This is a genomic window from Paenibacillus sp. SYP-B3998 (assembly GCF_010820665.1).
Classification (GTDB): Bacteria; Bacillota; Bacilli; order Paenibacillales; family NBRC-103111; genus Paenibacillus_E.
Genome location: NZ_JAAIKC010000016.1, coordinates 1 through 21,971 on the forward strand (window position 1 = coordinate 1; position 21,971 = coordinate 21,971).

Annotated in this window: 1 protein-coding gene; it reads right to left on the reverse strand. The window is 51.8% G+C overall.

The features are described 5' to 3' along the window. On the reverse strand, positions 1-21,616 hold a 21,616-nt coding region (locus GK047_RS25520; RefSeq protein WP_163953055.1), incomplete at its 3' end, for a non-ribosomal peptide synthase/polyketide synthase. Between the last annotated feature and the right edge of the window lie 355 nt (positions 21,617-21,971).

A 21,971-nucleotide genomic window follows, 5' to 3' on the forward strand; every position in this document is an offset into this window, starting at 1 on the left:
CCATCCCCCCGATGGCCTGCGCCATCTCCTCTATCGTCGGATAGCGGAACACGTCACGCAGCGGCAAATTCACGCCCAGCTCCTTGTACAGCTTGCTCACTAGCGTCGTCGCCCGCAGCGAGTGTCCGCCGAGATCGAAGAAGTTGTCCTTCACGCTGGCGCTCGGCAAGCTGAGCACCTCTTGCCAGATGCGCGCCAGCTGGGCTTCCAGGCGGGTGCGAGGCGCTACGAATTCCGCTCCCGTCTGCTTGTTCGCCTCTGGTGCCGGCAGCGCCCTTCGGTCGATCTTCCCGTTCTGCGTCAGCGGCATGCTTGCCAGCTGCACAAAGTACGACGGGATCATATACCCCGGCAGTTCCTGCGACAACGCGCCTCGCAGCTCGCCCGCCGTCAGCGCCGCTTCCGCCACGAAGTATGCGCACAGCTGCTTCTGCCCGGCTTCGTCCTCCAGCGCTAGCACTGTCGCTTCGTGCAGTCCCGCCACTTTCAGCAGCTGCGCCTCCACTTCCCCTAGCTCGATGCGGAAGCCCCGAATCTTCACTTGGTGGTCAATCCGGCCCAGGTACTCGATGTTGCCATCTGGCAGCCATCTCGCCAAATCTCCCGTTCGGTACATCCGCTCCTCTGGCGCAAACGGGTTCTTCACAAACTTTTCGTCCGTCAAATCGGGACGACCCCAATAGCCGCGTCCCACGCAATCCCCGGATACGTACAACTCCCCGCCGATTCCGATAGGCTGCACCTGTAGCCCCTCGTCCAAAATGTACAGCTTCGTATTGGCAATCGGCTTGCCAATCGGCGGAAGCCCAGCCGCAATCGCTTCTGGCTGCATCGTGAACGCTGTCACGACATGCGTTTCCGACGGGCCGTAGTGATTGTGCAAATGGATGCCTCGGCTTCGCAAGATCGCCTCAATTTGCGGCGTCACGACAAGCTGCTCGCCAGCCGTGATAATGTGGCTGACGCAATGCGGGAATTGCTCGGCCCACTCCGCTTCGGTGAAGATGAACTTCAGGAACGCTACTGGCAGATACAACACCTCGATCTTGCTTTCCTCGATGCGCGCAAACAATCGTTTCGGGTCTTTGCGCACCTCATTGCCAATCAGGCACAGGCATCCGCCGAACAGCAAGGCGGAGAACATCTCCTGATAACACACATCAAAGCTGCCTGACGCATACTGCAAAACAGGCGACGGGAACGGGATGTTCGTTGCCGTGAACTGATACTGCAATAAGTTCGCCAGATTGCGATGCTCCAGCATCACGCCCTTGGGATTCCCCGTCGTTCCCGACGTATAGATGATATAAAGCAAATGCGAAGCGTCGTTTTCGTTCGGCAAGTTCTCCTCACGGCCTTCGTATAACGAAGCATCGTGAACATCGATCTTCTCCACTTCTGGCTGAATCGACGCAAACCACGGCTGCTCCGTCAGCACGAGCCTTGCTCCGCTGCTTGCCAGCATGTAATGGATACGCGTTTGCGGGTACTCCGGATCGATCGGCACGAACGTTCCGCCCGCCTTCAGCACCGCAAGGACGCTGACGACCATCTCGATGGAGCGGTCGACCATGATGCCGACAGGCTGCTGCGCCGTAACGCCGCTGTCTCTCAGCGTCCACGCCAGCTGATTCGCTCTCGCATTCAGCTCCCGATACGTCAATTGCTGGTTCTCGAAGTCGACAGCCGTCGCTTCTGGCGTGCGATCTGCCTGCTCCTCGAACAGCTCGTGGATCGTCTTCTCGCGCGGATAATCCGCTGCCGTGTCATTGAACACGTCCATCATCTGCGCCTGCTCCGCTGCCGTCACCATTTGAAGCTGCGCAAGGCTCGCTTGCGGATCGCTGATCACGGCGTCGATCAATTGCTCAAAGTGCCCCGCCATCCGCTCCACGGTTTCTTTCTTATACAAAGCAGTTGCAAACTCGATGCTACAAAGGATACCTTCTTCGACTTCGCCAGCCTGGAAGGTCAGGTCGAATTTGGCCACCGTATGCTCATTCTCATACGGCTTGAACTGCAGCTCATGAATGTTCATATCGCCTTGTTCCGTGTTTTGGAGAATAAACATCGTGTCGAACACCGGGTTGCGGCTTATATCCCGCCTTACTTGCACGTTCTCCACGAGCTCCTCAAACGGGTAATGCTGGTTCTCGTAGGCGCTGAGCGTCGTTTCCTTGACTTCCTCCAAATAAGAGAGGAACGATTTCTCTCCTGCTGGATAGCTGCGAATCGTCAGTGTGCCTACGAACATGCCGATCAGCGGCTGCAAATCTCCGTGCGTTCGTCCCGCAATCGGCGTTCCGACGATGATGTCTTCCTGCCCGGTATATTTATGCAGCATCGCCGTATAGGCGGCTAACAGCACCATGTACAACGTCGCTCCGTTTTCCACCGCCATGCGCCGTAATCTCTCGCTCTTCTGAGCATCGATCATAAATGGCAGCACGTCGCCCTCGAAACTTTGCGCCGCTGGACGCACATAGTCCGTCGGCATTTCCAGTACAGGCAGCTCCCCGCCGAGCGCCTTCAGCCAGTAGGCTTCTTCCTGCTGCAGGTACTCCTTCTGCGCTGCGGACTGCTGCCACACCGCATAGTCCTTGTACTGAATGCGAAGCGGCTGGAGCTCCTCTCCGCCATATAGGCGAACAAAATCATTGATGAGAATCCCCATCGATGCTCCGTCGGAGACGATGTGATGCATGTCAAACATCAGTATGTGGCGCTCCTTCGCAAGCGCGATCAGGCCTACCCGCAAGAGCGGCGGCTTCGCCAGATCGAACGCGCGAACGAATCCACGCACCCTGTCGGGAGCTTCTTCCACGCTCGCCTGCATATAGGCGACCGCGAAATCCACTTCCTGGTGTATGCGCTGCATCGGTTCGCCATCCACCATTTCAAAGCCGGTGCGCAGTGCCTCATGACGCGCGATCAGTCCGCGGAACGCCCTCTCCAAGCGATCCCTATCGAGCGATCCTTCGAGCAGCATCATTTGCGGCATGTTGTAGCTCAGCTCCGCGCCTTCCAATTGATGCAAAATGTACAGCCTCTTCTGGGCGGAGGAAACCGGGTAGTACGCCTGATCGGCAGCCTGCGGAATAACACTGTACGTCATCTGCTTCGTCTCGTTCATAACTTGAGCCAGTCCTTCCACCGTAGGGAAACGGAACACGTCCCGCAGCGGAACACTGACACCCATTTCCTTGTGCACCCTACTGACCAATGTGGTGGCGCGCAAGGAGTGTCCCCCGATTTCGAAGAAGTTGTCCTTCACGCCGACCTTCGCCAGTCCAAGCACCTCTTGCCAGATGATTGCCAGTCCAGCTTCCAGTTCGGTGCGAGGCGCGACATACTCGCCTCCCATATGGATGCTTCCTTCCGGCGCCGGCAGCGCCTTGCGGTCGAGCTTTCCATTAGGTGTAAGCGGCATCCGCCCCATCTGTATGAAGTACGACGGGATCATATACCCTGGCAGCTCTTGCGACAGCGCATTCCTGAGCGCGCCCACTGTGAGCTCGCTGTCCGCGACGAAGTACGCGCACAGCGCCTTCTGGCCGCTCTCGTCCTCGCGGGCGATGACAACCGTTTCCCGAACGCCTGCTATTTTCAGCAGCTGCGCTTCCACTTCCCCGATCTCGATGCGGTATCCGCGAATCTTCACCTGATGGTCGATCCGGCCTAAGTACTCGATGTTGCCATCTGGCATCCATCTGGCCAAGTCACCCGTTCGGTACATCCGCTCGCCCTCCGCAAACGGGATGGGCACGAACTTCTCTGCCGTCAGCTCGGGACGGTTCAGGTACCCTCTCGCCAGCCCCACGCCTGCGATGCACAGCTCTCCCGCCACCCCGATTGGCAGCAGCTGACCAAATGAATCCAACATGTAAATGCGATGATTATGAATGGGACGACCGATAGAAACGCACTCCTGATCGCAAGCTTCTGATGAATTCGCCCAAATCGTTGTGCATACCGAATCTTCCGTAGGTCCATAGGCGTTAAAATACATCACTTTGTCTTTCCAGAGCTGAATTAACTCTGCGGAAGAGGCCGATCCTGCCGTAACCAGCTTCTTGAAGCTTGGCATGTTAGTTGGATTCAAGTAGATGGCATAGTTCGGAGGTAAGGTCCCCGTCGTAATACCATTTTTGTTCACATAGCTTTCGAATAAACGATAATCTTGGGCCGTCTCAGCCGTAGGGATGTATAAGGTAGCGCCAAAGAACAACGCCTGGAAAGTTTCCCAGCACGACGCATCAAATGAGAAGCTAGCGAATTGCACAATTCTGTCCTGAGCGTTCATTTGCAACGTTTCCTCAAACATTCGCTTCAAACTGCACAACCCGCGATGCTCGACCATAACTCCTTTTGGCTTGCCTGTCGTGCCTGACGTATAGATTACATAAGCCAAATGATTCGGCTCCGTGACCAGTTCCAGATTCGAGCCATCCTCGCTGTAAGCATGCTCGTCTTCGAGCACCACAAGGTTCCCGGCATAATCTACATGCTCCTGCAAATGGCGCTGCAGCAATACCAACTGCGCTCCTGAATCTTCCAGCATGTAGCGAATGCGCTCCTCTGGATATTCGGGATCGATCGGAACGTAAGCCCCTCCGGCCTTCAAGGTCGCCATAATAGCAACGACCATGTCAAGCGAACGCTCGGTCATAATGCCTACGAGTTGATCCGCCTGTACGCCCGCATCGCGCAGCGTTCGCGCCAAACGATTCGCCCGCTCGTTCAATTCCCGGTACGTCAATTGTTTGTCCTCAAACACAACCGCTGGCGCCTCTGGGTTCCGCTCGACCTGCTCCTCGAACAGCTGATGGATTGTCTTCTCCCGTGGATAGTCCGCTGCCGTGTCATTAAACACGTCCATAATCTCTAGCTTCTCGGCTGCGGTTGCCAACTCCAGCTCTCGCACGGCCACTTGCGGATTCGTCACGATCTGTTCGAGCACATGCACCAGATGCCCCTTCAACCGTTCTACGGTCGTACGATCAAACACGTGTGCATTGTAATCGAAGCGAATCGCAATCTCTTCGCCAGGAACGATCATCAGGTTAAAGTCATAGTTCGTTTGTTCTGCCACCTGGACGTCCGTAATCGTCAGATTTCCGCCATCATTCTGGCTTCCAGCCTTCTCCATCTGTTCTTCGACAGGATAGTTCTCGAACACCATGACGTGGTTGATCAGATCTTGCTTTTGTGCGCTTTGAGCCTGGATCTCGAACAGCGGATAGTAATCGTAGCTACCGGAATCCAGTGCCTGTCTTTGCAGGCTGCCCATCACCTCGGCAAAGCTCGCCCCCGCCTCGCACGACACGCGAACCGGTATCGTGTTAATAAATAACCCGATCATCTCTTCAATTCCCGGTATTTCTGCTGGTCTTCCCGATACGACGCTACCGAATACCACATCGCCCGTTCCGTTATACTTCTGTAGCAGAACGCCCCATGCCGCTTGCATGAACGTATTCAGCGTCACCTGATGCTGCTTCGCCACCCGGCTCATTCGTCCGCTGAAGTTTTTATCCAACTTGCACACGACGTGTTCTGCAGCATACTCGTCGCTTCTTCCTTGCGCTTTCCTTTGCGGCAGCACAGACTGCCCATCGTAACCGGCCAAATACTCAGCCCAATATCTGGACGCCGCTTCCCCATCCTGCTTCTCCAGCCACTCGATATATTGACTGTAGGGAGGCACAGCTGTTTGCTCGGGATGAATTTGCTGCGCGTACGCAGCATACGTTTCAAATAATTCTTTGGCGACCAGCGGCAAGCACCAACCGTCCATTAGAATGTGGTGGGAGCTCCAGATCACCAGGTAGCTTTCTTCTCCAGTACGTACCACCGTTACGCGCATCAGTTCATCCTGCTCCAGATCAAATCCCCGCGCCTTATCTGCTTTCGCCAAGCGCTCGATGGACGCGTTCCGCTCGCCTTCCTGCACATCGCGCAAATCTTCATAAGCGAATCCAACGAATCCACTCTGCTTGTCCCGGTACACGATTTGCAGGGGTTCCCCGCTCGAATCCCTGTAGAAGTTCGTCCGTAGCACAGCATGGTGTGCAGCTAATGCATGCCAACTATTGGCGAACTGTTCCACATCGAGCGTTCCTTGCAAGGTGAACCGCGTTTGTTCGAAATAGGCTCCTGTATGCTGATCCAACCTGCTGTGGAACCACATGCCCTTTTGCATCGGCGTCAGCGTGTAGATGTTTTCGATTTCCCCCCTGTCACGTGTTCGTTCTACAATTCGCTCTAGTTCTTCTACATCTAGTCCCTTGAGTAAAACATCGCTCGGCGTTAATTCCGCAAGCTCTTTCGCTGCACAATGCGCGATGATCGCTTGGAGACTTTCCTGCAGCCATGCAGCCAAATCTTCCATCGTCTCTCTTTGATATTCCTCCCCGTTATAGCTCAGATTGAGCGACAACGAGCCTTCTGTAATCATCCCATTGATGTCTAGCAAAAACTTACGCGCTTGTAAACCGCTCATTTCTGCCCCGCTCGAATAAGGCGAGAGTTCCAGGTCATTGTTTTGCAAATCTTGATCGAACTGTCCTAAATAGTTAAAGCGAATTTCGGACGCTCTCCCCCATACAGCTGAATCCGCATTCTCGGATAAATATCGGCATAGGCCATATCCGATCCCCTTGTTCGGGATCTGACGCAAATCTTCCTTCACCTTCTTGATCCAATGGGATAAGCTTTGGCCAGCTTGGATCTCAAGCACTATTGGATACTCACTTGTCAACCATCCCACGGTGCGCGTGATATCGATATCCGTTAGGATAGATTCGCGTCCGTGCCCTTCCAGGTTGACCCGTAAACGCTCGTGACCGCTCCATTTCTGTACAGCCATCCCTAGCGCCGTTAACAGAATGTCATTCATCTCCGTGTTATACGCCCGGTGTACTTGCTTGAGCAGCTGCTCCGTTTCTTCTCGGCTCCACTGAATAACAATGGATTCACTATCCCGCTGCAAGGAATGCTCCGCTTCCAGATCCTTAGGCAGCTGTTTCGTTTCGATTTGCCCGATGCGCTCCCAGTACGCCCGTTCGTCCGCTATCACCGCGCTTTGCGCATACGCCGCAAGCTGCTCGGACCATGTGCGGTACGCATCGGTCTTCGCTGGCAGGCGGATCTCTTCGCCCTGCACGGCTTGCTCATAGCTGCTTGCGATATCTTCCAGCAAAATCCGCCACGATACACCGTCGATCACGCCGTGATGAATGACGATCAGCAAATGATCCCCGTCCGCACACTGGAACAGCCCAGCCTTCACCAGCGGACCCGTCTCCAGATTCATACGGCTTTGAATCTCGTTTGCTTTCGCTTCGATGGCCTGTTCAAGCGCCGCTTCTCCTCTGAAATCCACCACTTCCAGGCTGTAAAGCTCGCCCTCGGCGATGCCTCGGTTCCATCCGATATGCTCGCCGTTGTCCGCCATGCGGAACACCATCCGCAGCGCATCGTGATGCTCCGTTACCTTCTGCATCACCTTGCGGATCACCCCTTCGTCGAATCCTTCCTTCCGATACAGCATGACCGATTGATTGAAGTGATGCGGATCGGCAAACTGCTGCTCAAAGAACCATTTCTGAATCGGCAGCAGCACTGCCTCTCCAGTCGCTTCGCCCTGATCGGCCATTCTCGCTACAGGCTGAACATGCAAGACCAGCTGCGCGATGATCGGATATTTGAACAAATCGCGGATTTCCAGCTTGTAACCAGCTTGATGCAATCTGGAAGATACCTGAATCGATTTGATCGAATCGCCACCCAGCTCGAAGAAGTGGTCCGTCACTCCGACACGTTCTGCGCCCAACACGGCCTGCCAAACAGCTGCAAGCGTCTTCTCCAGCTCGGTGCGAGGCGCGACATACTCGCCTCCCGTATGGATGCTTCCTTCCGGCATCGGCAGCGCCTTGCGGTCGAGCTTGCCGTTTGCCGATAACGGCATCTGCGCCAGCTGTACAAAATACGACGGGATCATGTATCCCGGCAGCTCTTGCGACAGCGCATCCCTGAGCGCGCCCACCGTGAGCTCGCTGTCCGCGACGAAGTATGCGCACAGCGCCTTCTGACCGCTTTCGTCCTCGCGGGCGACGACGACCGTTTCCCGAACGCCTGCTATTTTCAGCAGCTGCGCTTCCACTTCCCCGATCTCGATGCGGTATCCGCGAATTTTCACCTGATGGTCGATCCGGCCTAAGTACTCGATGTTGCCATCTGGCATCCATCTGGCCAAGTCGCCCGTTCGGTACATCCGCTCGCCCTCCGCAAACGGGATGGACACGAACTTCTCTGCCGTCAGCTCGGGACGGTTCAAGTACCCTCTCGCCAGTCCCACGCCTGCGATGCATAATTCCCCTGCCACGCCAATCGGCTGCAATTGGTTTTCGCTGCCCACGATATAGATTTGCGTGTTGTCGATCGGTTTCCCAATCGGTACGCTGCTGTACACCTGATCGGCCTGACAGTCGAAATATGTCACATCCACAGTCGCTTCCGTAGGCCCGTACAGGTTAATGAGCCGCGCTCCATTCACTGGCGCGATATAACGATAGAATCTCTCCACCTGCGTAGCGATCAACGCTTCACCGCTCGTAAACACTTGCCGCAGCGTTGACAGCTTGCTTCTCAGCTCCTGCTCTGGCTGCTGCTCCACGTACTCCAAGAAGGCGTGCAGCATTGATGGCACAAAATGCATTGTGCTGATATGCCCGCGTGCGATGGTTTCCACAATCGCAGCAGGGCTCTTTTCCCCACCAACAGGCAGCAGACATACTTTGGCGCCTATGAAAGCCCACCAGAACAGCTCCCACACGGATACGTCGAACGTGATGGCCGTTTTCTGCAGGATCGTGTCCCCTTCGCCAATCGCGTATTGCTTCTGCATCCACATCAAGCGGTTAATGACCGAACCGTGCTCGACCACAACCCCTTTCGGTCGTCCCGTCGTTCCTGACGTATAGATGACATAGGCCGCATCTCCCGCGTTGTTAACGTTAGCCAGATTCGAGCCGTCAGGATGGTAGGCATCCTCGTCATCCAAGTTCAGCACAGTGCCTGCAAACGATGCGCGCGACACGCTCTCTTGCAAATGGCCCTGCACCAAGAGCAGCTTCGCTCCCGAATCCTCCAGCAAGTAGCGGATCCGCTCTTCCGGGAACTCTGGATCGATCGGCACATAGGCCCCGCCAGCTTTCAGAATCGCCATGGTACCTACCATCATGGCAAGCGAACGCTCAGTCATGATGCCGACGAGCTGATCCGCTTCTACGCCTGCTTCGCGCAGCGTTCGCGCCAATTGGTTCGCCCGCTCGTTCAATTCGCGGTACGTAAGATGCGCTTCTTCGAACACGACCGCCATCGCTTCTGGGTTGCGCTCCACCTGCTCCTCGAACATCCGATGAATCGTCTTCTCCCGCGGATAGTCTGCTGCCGTATCGTTGAACGCGGTGACAAGCTCCGTCTTCTCTTCCGCAGTCAGCATGCCAAGCGTTGCAAGTGTTGCCTCAGGTGTGTCCACAATGGCCTGGATCAATTGCTCGAAGTGCTTCACCATGCGTGCTGCCGTTTCCGGCTTAAACAAAGAAATCGCATATTCAAAGTTACATGCCAAGCCGTCTTTCTCTTCTGTCACATCCAGGCTCAGATCAAATTTCGACACGGTATGTTCCCTCGGGTATGGCTTCATGCCAAGCCCTTGCAGATTCAATTCCTTGTTCTCCGTGTTTTGTAGAACAAACATCGCGTCAAAGAGCGGATTACGACTCAAATCTCTAGCTACGTTTAATTTATCTACCAATTCTTCAAACGGATACTCCTGATGGGCATAGGCCCCAAATGTCGTTTCCTTGACTTCTTCCAGATAAGAGAGGAACGTTTTCTCAGCAGCCGGATAATGGCGGATGACGAGCGTATTCACGAACATCCCGATCAGCGGTTGCAAGTCTCGGTGCGTTCTTCCCGCAATCGGCGTTCCCACAATGATGTCTTCTTGTCCTGTGTACTTATGCAGCAGCGTCGTATAGGCGGCTAATAACACCATGTACAACGTCGATCCGGTTTCTGCCGCAATCCGATTCAATCCCGCGCTCTTCTGCGAATCTAGAAAGAACTGGAGTGAATTTCCATCGTATCTTTTAACAGCAGGACGTGCATAATCCACCGGCATTTCCAATACAGGCAGCTCTCCACCCAGCATATCCAACCAGTACGCTTCCTGTTTTTTCATCTTATCCATCTGCACTTCGGACAGCTGCCATGCGGCATAATCCTTGTACTGAAGACGAAGCGGCGTTAGTTCCTCTCTGCTATACAAGCGGACAAATTCTTCCATCAGAATCCCCATGGACACGCCATCGGAGACGATGTGATGCATGTCAAACATCAGGATATGGCGATCCTGCGCAAGCTCTATCAAGCCTACGCGTAAGAGCGGTGGCTTCGTAAGGTCAAACGCGCGAACAAATCCGCGCACAACTTCCATTGCTTCTAGGGGGCTAGCCTGCACATAGTCCACCGTAAAATCCACTTCCCGGTATACTCGCTGCATCGGTTCGCCATTCACCAGTTCAAACCCCGTGCGCAATGTCTCGTGACGCGCAATCAGCCCCCGGAACGTATCCTCGAACTGCTTACGATCAAGTAATCCTTCGATTTGCGTCACAGACGGGAGGTTATAGCTCATCTGCGCTCCTTCGATTTGATGCAGGATGTACAACCTCTTTTGGGCCGAGGAAACTGGATAATAATCGCTCTCTTCGATAAGTGGAATCGATGTATACGCTGCTTGTTCCATACCACTCACACGCTGCGCCAATTCCTCGATCGTAGAGAAGCGGAAAACGTCTCTCAGTGGTACACTGACATTCAATTCCTGATGCATCTTGCTAACCAACGTCGTTGCACGCAAGGAGTGTCCGCCAAGATCGAAGAAGTTGTCCCTTACCCCGACCTTCTCCAGCCCGAGCACTTCCTGCCAAATGCGCGCCAGCTTCACTTCCAACGGTGTATGCGGAGCCATATACTCCCCACCTGTATGCACGCTGCCTTCAGGAGCAGGCAGCGCCTTACGGTCTATTTTCCCGTTCGGCGTTAACGGCATCCGCGCCAGTTGTACGAAGTACGATGGAATCATATAACCCGGCAGTTCTTGCGACAACACACTTTTCAGGTCGCTGACCGTAAGCTCGCGCTCGGCCACGAAGTAAGCGCACAGCTGATTCTGCCCATCTGCGTCTTCACGCGCTATGACGACTGCCTCTTGTACGGACGCGACTTTCAAGACTTGGGCTTCCACCTCGCCAAGTTCAATCCGGTAACCGCGAATTTTCACCTGATGGTCGATCCGTCCTAAATATTCAATATTTCCATCTGGCAGCCATCTTGCCAAATCGCCCGTTCGATACATCCGCTCTCCTGCTGCAAACGGGTTATCCACAAACTTCTCTGCGCTCAGTTCCGGACGATTGAAATAGCCTCTAGCCACTCCCTCTCCTCCAAGACACAACTCGCCTGCCACTCCGATAGGCTGCAGACGGGATGCGCGATCCACGATCCACGCTTGTACATTCCCTAGCGGCCTTCCGATAGGAACGTTTGCCATTCCTCCTAATCCTAAGCCCGTTGCATACTTGGTAGCATAAATCGTCGATTCCGTAGGTCCGTAGATATTCTCCAATTTAGTTTTCCACGGTAACTTGTGATGCTCTTCCACCAATTTGGCCGGCAGCGCCTCTCCGGCAACAAAAATATATTTGAGCGATTGGAATTTCGCAGGATCTGTTTCCCTCAAATCGTTTAATAATGCGCTAAACATTGAGGGGACAAAATTCACATGTGTAATTTGTTTCTCCTCTAGCGCCTTTAATAAAGAAGCAGGATCTTTCTCCTGACCTTGCGGCAAAACAACCAGTTTCCCCTTACCGACAAACCATCCGAACAGCTCTGCCACGGACACATCGAACGTATACGTTGTCTTTAACAGATACCCGTCGTCCGCTAACATCGGGTATTCGTTCTCCAGTTGACTTAAAATGTGGACAACCGATCGGTGTTCCACCATAACGCCCTTTGGCATGCCAGTCGATCCTGATGTATAGATCACGTACGCCAGATGATCAGGTCCTGCTAATGGCTCTAGGTTGGAACCGTCTTTGTGGTAGCTTTGTTCATCTTCCAGCAGCACGAGTTCTCCCGTATAAGACACACGATCCTGCAGATGACGCTGTAGCACTAATAGATTTGCCCCAGAATCTTCCAACATATAACTGATACGCTCTTCCGGGTATTCCGGATCAATGGGGACGTAAGCCCCGCCCGCTTTCAAGATCGCCATAATGCCAACCATCATTTCAAATGAACGCTCGACCATTATGCCCACTAACTGATCTGCCTGTACCCCTCTGTCTCGCAACGTTCTCGCCAACCGATTGGCTCGCTCGTTTAATTCCCGATACGTGAGCTGCTCATCCTCAAAAACAACCGCCACCGCTTCCGGGTTGCGCTCCGCCTGCTCCTCGAACAGCTGATGAATCGTCTGATCACGCGGATAGTCCGCTGCCGTGTCGTTGAACACATCTATGATCTCTGTCTTTTCCGCTGCTGTCGTCAGTTCCAGTTCGCCCACAGCAACTTGCGGATTATCCACAATTTGTTCGAGCACATACACCAGATGTCCCTTCAACCGTTCTATGGTCGCGCGATCAAACACCTGTGCGTTGTAATCCAGGAGAAGGTGAATCGCTTCTCCGGGGAAAACCGTCAGATTGAAGTCGTAGTTCGTTTGTTCCGCAATTTGGACATCCACGATCGTCAGTTTTCCGCTATGATCGGTTCCGGCTTGCATGATCTGCTCGTCCATAGGATAGTTCTCGAACACGATGATGTGGTTGATCAAATCCTGCTTTTGCGCGCTTTGCGCCTGAATCTCATACAACGGATAGTAGTCGAAGTTGCCGGAATCCAGCGCCTGCTTTTGCAGCCTTCCTATCACGTCTGCGAAGCTCGCATCCGAATCGCACGAGATGCGAACCGGTACCGTATTAATAAATAAACCGATCATCTCTTCAATTCCGCTGATTTCCGCAGGTCTTCCCGATACGACACTGCCGAATACCACATCGCTGGTGCCGTTATATTTTTGCAACACGACGCCCCATGCCGCTTGCATCAACGTATTCAGGGTTACCTGACGCTGCTGCGCCACCCGATTCATCTGTCCGCTCAAACTCTTATCTAATTCGCAAACGACATGCTCCGATACGTACGCTTCATCTGACCCTTTCGATTTCCCCTGCGGTAGTACTGTCTGCCCATCGTAACCTGCCAGGTACTCGGCCCAATAAGCGGATGCCGCTTCCCCGTCCTGCTTTTCCAACCACTCGATGTATTGACTGTAAGAAGGCCCAACTGCCTGTTCAACGTGACCATGCTCCATGTATACGTTGTACGTCTCAAGCAATTCCTTGGCAATTAGCGGCAAACACCAACCGTCCATCAAAATGTGGTGGGAGCTCCAGAGCACCAAATGGCTTTCTTCTGAGATCCGCACCACCGTTACGCGCATCAACTCACCCTGCTCGAGATCGAATCCCCGCAGCTTATCCGCTATCGCCATGTTCTCGATATGCGCTTGGCGCTCATCTTCCTGTCTATCGCTCAAATCTTCATAAGCGAATCCAATCTGCTTGCTTCGGTATACAATTTGCAGAGGCTCCCCATTCAAACCGCTGTAAAAATTCGTCCGTAATACAACATGTCGGGCCGCCAACGAGTTCCAACTTTGGGCAAACACATCGGCATCGAGAATTCCATGCATGATAATACGAGTTTGTTCAAAATACGCACTCGTGTGACGGTCCATCTCGTTATGGAACCACATGCCCTTTTGCATCGGCGTTAGCGTGTAGATATTCTCGATTTCCCCAATATGCTGCGTTTGTTCCGCAATCAGCTCCAGATCCTTCAAGCTCAGTCCCTTGAGGGAAACGTCGCTAGGCGTCAGTTCTGTCCGTTCTTTCGCTGCACAATGCTTGACGATCTCCTGAAGACTCTCTTGCAGCCATCCAGCCAAGTTCTCCATCGTCTCTCTCTGATATTCCTTCACGCTGTAACTAAGGCTAAGCGACAACAATCCATCCGCGATCATGCCGTTGATGTCAAGCAGGTAGTTGCGGGTTTGCCTGCCGCTCCATTCCGCGCCGCTCGAATAATTCGATATTCCCATCTCATTGTTTTGCAAATCTTGATCGAACTGCCCCAGATAGTTGAAACTGATTTCCGGCATTGCACCCCATACGCCCTCGTCCGCTTGCTCAGACAAGTATCTGCATAGGCCATACCCGATTCCCTTGTTCGGAATCTGGCGCAAATCTTCCTTCACCTTCTTGATCTGATAGGACAAGCTTCTGTCTGGCTCCATCTCCAGCATCACTGGATACTGGCTCGTAAACCATCCCACGGTGCGCGTAATGTCGATATCCGTCAGGATGGATTCGCGTCCGTGCCCTTCCAGATTGACCAACACGCGATCATGTCCGCTCCACTTCTGTATAGCCATCCCTAGCGCCGTTAACAGAATGTCGTTCATTTCCGTGTTATACGCCCTGTGTACTTGCTTGAGCAGCTGCTCCGTTTCCACTCGGTTCCACTGAATGACAATGGATTCGCTATACTGCTGCAAGGAATGCTCCGCTTCCAGATCCTTAGGCAGCGGCTTCGTTTCGATTTGCCCGATGCGCTCCCAATACGCCCGTTCGTCCGCTATCGTCGTACTTTGCGCATACGCCGCAAGCTGCCCGGACCACGTTCGGTACGCATCGGTCTTCGCTGGCAGGCGAATCTCTTTACCCTGAACGGCTTGTTCGTATCCGCTTGCGATATCTCCCAGCAAAATCCGCCACGATACGCCGTCGATCACGCTGTGATGAATGGCGATCAGCAAATGATCCCCTTCCGTACACTGGAACAGCCCAGCCTTCACCAGCGGACCCGCCTCCAGATTCATCCGGCTCTGAATCTCGTTTGCTTTCGCTTCGATGGCCTGTTCGAGCTTCGCTTCTCCCCTGAAATCCACCACTTCCAGGTTGTAAAGCTCGCCTTCGGCGATTCCTCGGTTCCATCCGATATACTCGCCGTTGTCAGCCATGCGAAACACCATCCGCAGCGCATCGTGATGCTCCGTTACCTTCTGCATCACCTTATGTATTGCCGCTTCGACGAACCCTTCCCTCCGATGCAGCATGAGCGATTGATTAAAGTGATGCGGGTCGGCAAACTGCTGCTCGAAGAACCATTTCTGAATCGGCAGCAGCGCTACCTCTCCAGTCACTTCGCCCTGATCGGCCATTCTCGCAACCGATTGAACATACAGACTCAGCTGAGCAATAGTCGGATATTTGAACAAATCGCGGATTTGCAGTTTGTAACCAGCCTGATGCAATCTAGAAGATACTTGAATCGATTTGATCGAATCGCCGCCAAGCTCGAAGAAGTGATCCGTAACACCGACACGCTCTGCACCCAATACGGCCTGCCACACGGCTGCAAGCGTCTTCTCCAGCTCGGTGCGAGGCGCGACATACTCACCTCTGATTTGCACGTTTCCTTGCAGAGCAGGCAGCGCTTTACGGTCAACCTTTCCATTCTGCGTTAATGGCATCCGCTCCAGCTGCACAAAATAGGACGGGATCATGTAACCAGGCAGCTCTTGCGACAACGCGCCTCTCAGTTCATTCACTGTAAGTTCGCTGACTGCGACGAAGTACGCGCAGAGTACCTTCTGGCCGCTTTCGTCCTCGCGAGCGATGACGACTGCCTCTTGAACGGACGCGACTTTCAAGACCTTATCTTCCACCTCGCCAAGTTCAATCCGGTAACCGCGAATTTTCACTTGTTGGTCGATCCGTCCCCAGTATTCGATATTTCCATCTGGCAACCACCTTGCCAAGTCGCCTGTTCTATACATTCGTTCTCCCGGCACAAAAGGACTGTCTACAAACTTCTCCACCGTTAGCTCCGGACGGTTTAAGTAGCCTCGTGCCACACCTACTCCTGCAATGCACAATTCTCCAGCTACACCGACAGGCAATAATTGATCATAAGCATCCACAATATAGATGTGATGATTGTGAATAGGACGCCCAATGGGAACCGGGTTGTGGCAGACATTGTTTGGGGAAGCTGTCCAGATCGACGTAACGATCGAGGCTTCTGTCGGTCCATAGGCATTAAAATACATCACGCTGTCTTTCCACTGCTCAACGAACTCGACCGAGGAGGCGGAACCTCCCGTGATCAATTTTTTAAAGCTCGGCATGTTATTTGGGTTCAAATAGGTTGCATAAGTAGGAGGCAAAATAGCCGCTGTGATCCGATTATCATTCATAAATGTTTCGAATAAATGGTAATCCAAAATCGTGGCAGCAGTAGGAATATATAACGTCGCGCCAAAGAATAGAGCTTTGAAAATTTCCCAACAAGACGCGTCGAAAGACAAGCTGGCGAATTGTACGATCCGATCCTGGTCGCTGATTTGCAAAGTTTCCGCAAACATAAGCTTCAGACTGCACAGCCCTCGATGCTCCAACATCACCCCTTTGGGCAAACCTGTCGTTCCAGACGTATAAATTACGTAAGCCAAATGATTCGGTCCTGCAACCGACTCCAGATTCGAGCCATCTTCACCGTAAACCCGCTCGTCATCCAGCGCCACGATTTTTCCAGCAAAAGAAGGTTGATCCTGCAAATGATGTTGCAACAATAACAATTTCGCTCCGGAGTCTTCCAGCATATAGCGAATCCGTTCTTCCGGATATTCGGGATCAATTGGCACATAAGCGCCACCAGCTTTTAAGACAGCAAGTATACTCACAATCATTTCTAGAGAGCGTGGGATCATGATTCCAACAGGCTCATCTACTTGCAAGCCCTCAGCTCTTAATGTTCGAGCCAAACCGTTCGCGCGTTCGTTCAGCTCGCGGTACGTCAACTGTTTGTCCTCGAACACAACTGCCACCGCATCCGGGGTACGTTCCACCTGCTCTTCAATCAGTTGATGAATCGTTTTATCGGATGAGTACTCCGCTGCCGTATCGTTAAATGTGTGCTGAATTTGTTCTTTCTCATCCGCAGTCAAGATGACAAGCGCAGCAAGCGTTGCCTCAGGAGCATCCGCAATCGCCGTGAGCAATTGCTCGTAGTGCAGCGCCATCCGTTCTACCGTTTCCTGCTTATATAAAGAAGTGGCATATTCAAAGCTGCACGCCAAACCCTCTGTCCCTTCTGTCGCCTCCAAACTCAGATCAAACTTCGCCACCGTATGTTCTCTAGGGAACGGTTTCAACGCAAGTCCTTCGACATGAAATTCCTCGTTTTCCGTATTTTGCAAGGCAAACACGGTGTCAAAGATTGGATTTCGGCTTAAATCTCTGACCACGTGCAAATTCTCCACCAGTTCTTCAAACATATAGCTCTGGTTCTCGAATGCTCCCAAAGTCGTTTCCTTGACTTCCTCCAGATAAGACAGGAATGTTTTCTCTGCATTCGGATAACTGCGAATGGCTAGCGTACCTACGAACATCCCGATGAGCGGTTGTAGATCCTCATGGGTTCTTCCTGCAATAGGCGTGCCCACGATGACGTCTTCCTGACCCGTGTATTTATGGAGCAAGATCGTATAAGCCGCTAGCAATACCATATACAATGTCGATCTGGTTTCGGCCGCAATTCGGTTCAAGGCCTCGGTCTTTTGCAAATCAATAAGGAATGGATGCACATTTCCTTGGTACTTCTGCACAGCAGGACGCGCATAATCCGTTGGCATTTCCAGTACAGGCAACTCCCCGCTGAACATATCCAGCCAGTATGCTTCCTGCTGTTTCATATGATCCTTCTGCCCTTCGGACAATTGCCAGGCGGCATAGTCCTTATACTGAATGCGTAAAGGCGTCAGTTCTTCTCCGTTGTACGTACGAGAAAATTCATCTATAAGAATCCCGAGCGAGACACCATCGGAGATGATGTGGTGCATGTCAAACAACAAGAGATGCTGATCTTTCGACAATTCGATCAGGCCTATTCGCATCAATGGCGGTTTGCTCAGGTCAAACGTTCGAACAAATGCACGCACAATTTCCCCGGCTTCCTCCCTGTTTGCCTGTGTATACGCGACCTCAAAGCCCACATCCTGCTGTATTCGCTGCATCAGTTCCCCGTTCACCATCTCAAAACCAGTGCGCAGTGTTTCGTGGCGCGCAATCAGCCTCTGGAAGGCAGCTTCAATCCGTTCACGATCAACTGCCCCTTCGAGCTGCATCACACCCGGCATGTTGTAGCTCATCTCCGCACCTTCAAGTTGATGCAGAACATACAGCCTCTTCTGAGCTGAAGAAACCGCATAGTACTCTCTTTCTCCAACCAAAGGAATGGAGCTGTACGCATGTTGTTCCATTCCGCTAATTACTTGCGCCAATTCTTCGATCGTAGGGAAACGGAACACGTCCCGCAGAGAAAGCTGGACATGTATCTCTTTATTTACCTTGCCCATCAATATCGTTGCACGCAAGGAATGGCCGCCAATATCAAAGAAGTTGTCCTTCACACCGATCTTCTCAAGACCCAGCACTTCTTGCCAGATTCGTACCAACTCGCCTTCCAGCGATGTACGAGCCGATACATAGTCCGTTCCCGTTTGCAAGCTTCCATCCGGAGTTGGCAGCGCCTTACGGTCGACTTTTCCATTCGACGTTAGAGGTAGCTGCGGGAGACGCATAAATCGCGACGGTACCATATGTGCCGGCAACGTTTGTTTGATAAAAGCTTGCAGTTCTTCGAGCTTGAGCGTTTCTTCGGCAGCAGCGTAACCCACTAAATATTTTTGCCCGCGCTCGTCTGTCTTGTCGATCACTACCGCTTGTTTCACGCTTGCAAAACGCAGCATCGCCGCTTCAATTTCCCCTAATTCAATGCGAAAACCCCGAATTTTAACCTGATAATCGATCCGTCCGATAAAATCGACGTTGCCGTCCTCCATCCAGCGGGACAAGTCGCCTGTGCGGTACAATCGCTCGCCAAGCACGAACGGGTTAGGCACGAACTTCCCTTCGTTCAGCTCTGGACGGTTCAAATACCCCCGAGCCACGCCTGCTCCACCGATACACAATTCCCCCAACATCCCTATCGGAACGGGATTCATCTGCGCATCTACGATATAGAAACTGGTGTTTAACCACGCCTTGCCGATCGGCACATTGCCCGTCTCCGGCAGATTCTCCAGCGGCTGGTCGTAGTAACTCGAATCAATCGTCGCTTCCGTCACGCCGTAGCTGTTAATAATTCTGAACTGCGAGCCATAACGCTCTTGCAACACCCGATAAGCTGTCACGCTGCAGCTATCAGAACTAGTGATCAGCAAACGCATCGAGCTCATATCCAGACGCTGCTCGAATACATGCTCCATGAACGGCACGATTAGCGCTGGTGTCGATTCAATTACAGTAATCTGATAATCTCGAATCCACCCGTACAAGCGGGTCGGGTCGATGCGATCCTCTTGGGGACAAATGACCATCGTTCCGCCGTTATACAGCGTTCGCCCGATATCCCCAACGAACACGTCGAAGGAGAAGCTGGCCAATTGCAGCAACCTGACCGGGAACTGGTCTAATCGGTATTCCCGAAGATAAGCATTGGCCGTATTCACAAAACTATGGTGTTCGATCATAACGCCTTTCGGTCGTCCCGTCGTACCTGAGGTGTAGATGACGTAGGCCAGATCGTGCGGCTCGTTGATATTGAGCACGTTCGTCTTGTCTCCGCGATACAGCTCTTCATCGTCAAGACAGAGTACGATTTGCAGCGTCTGCTTATCTTCCAGCCATGCCTGTACGCGATCGTTCAAATGCGATTGCGTCAAGAGAATCTCAGCACCACTATCTTCCAGCATATATTGGATGCGGTCGGACGGATAATCCGGATCAAGCGGCACATAGGCGCCCCCCGCTTTCCAGACGGCCAGGACGCCAACGAGCATGTCCACCGATCGGTCAGCCAGTATGCCGACAATCGCTTCCCTGCCGATAGCTCTGGCTCTAAGCGTTCTTGCAAGCTGATTTGCCCGATCATTCAATTCCCTGTAAGTGAACTGCTTGTCCATATAGACGACGGCCACGTGCTCAGGTTTTTGCTCCGCCTGCTCTTCAAAGCTTTGGTGAAACAATCGCTCTAGTGAAAGCGCTATCGGTTGCGGATTGAACTGCGTCAAAATTTTATGTTTCTCTTCTTCGCTCAATAACGACAACTCTCGTACAGACTGGTGAGGATTGTCCAACAACTGATCAACAATAATTAGAACCTGTTCAATGATTCGCGTTATTTCGCTCTCTTCAAACAATTGAATGCGATAATCGATATGCATAGAGATGCGTTTATCATCAAGGAAATCTTCAATGTGCATAAAAAAATCGTTCGTTTCATGACCGCAAAAGTTAGCAATTTGTTGAACAGAGAAATCACCGTAATGCGTCCAATGGACAGGCGCATAGTTAACAGACACGCCAAAAAGATCTTCGATATCTTTATTGGCATCTTTAGTTCTTAAATCTTGGATGAGATGGTTATAGGGATATTTCTGATGCCGTAAATTCGCTTTCTGTTCTTTGGATACAAGCTTGATTAAGGATTGCAGTGTTTGCTCAGGATCCAAAGACAATCGGGTCGCCACCGTACTAACAAACATCCCGAACATTTCTTTCTCATTCTTGGACGTGCGATTTGCATAAACAGTGCCGACAGGAATATCTTCATTCCCAGTTATTTTATAAATCAATATGTATAATGCGGTTAGAAACATCGTGAGCAAACCAATGTTATTCTCCTCGCTAAATGTCTTCAATTGTTTGTAACGCTCATCGGAGAGAGTAACGCTCATTCGCTCTGCCTTGGTATCGATCGAAAAGGGAGTCGATGGCTTTATCCCGATGACTTCAGGCAATGATTCAAATTTCTCCAACCAGTATGCTTTATCTTTTTGGTAACGATCCGACTTCTCGTATTCCTGGTCAGCATGAATGTAATCAAGATAAGTGCTTTTCGGTGTAGGCGCTGAAATAGCTCCGTCTACAATTTTCATGTAATTTTCCATGATGCTATTGGCCATGAGATGCAAGGAAACGCCGTCAGCAATAATATGATTGATTTTCACATTGAACCAACATTCTTTATCATTGATTTTAAAAACTACAATGTGATACATATTGGTTTCAAACATACTTATCGGTACTCGACAATAATGATACAACCATTCATTGGCTTCCGTGAGGCTGCCCATTTCCAGATAATCGATGACAGGATGGATATTGGATTCATCTTCAAACCATTGCATAGGTTGATTGTATTCAGACGTTACTCTGATTCGAAAAGCATCATTTTCTTTAATGACCCGATGAATCGCTTGTTTCAAAACGAGCACATCGATGTTTCCTTTTATAATCAAAGTTCCTGCTAACATGCTTACTGTCGTACCCGGATTCATCATTTCCATGTACCAAATTCTTTGTTGCGCTTGCGTCAAAGGAAACAGTTGATTCGTAAGATTCATATGGACCCTCCCTAATTTATATAGATTTCAACAAAACGGAGTCCCAGCTTGTCTGATCAAACGGCAAATGGGACCGAAAGTTCGATACAATTTCCCTCCTAAAATGTATTTCGGAAATACCTTAATTATTGAATTCCAGATGACCAGAACCTTTCACGAAGATGTGGTAAATGCGTATTAATGGTTTCTTGATTTACTTGCTGCCTTGTTAGGTGAATAAAAAAATGGTTGCAATCAAAATCGGTTTCGTAGAGTATGTGTTTAGCGTCGACGGGAAAGTTGAAGTAAATCTCGAGTGTAGGTCAAAGGCGGCGGAGTTCTTTTTCGGATACGAATAGGCGTTTGGGGATATATA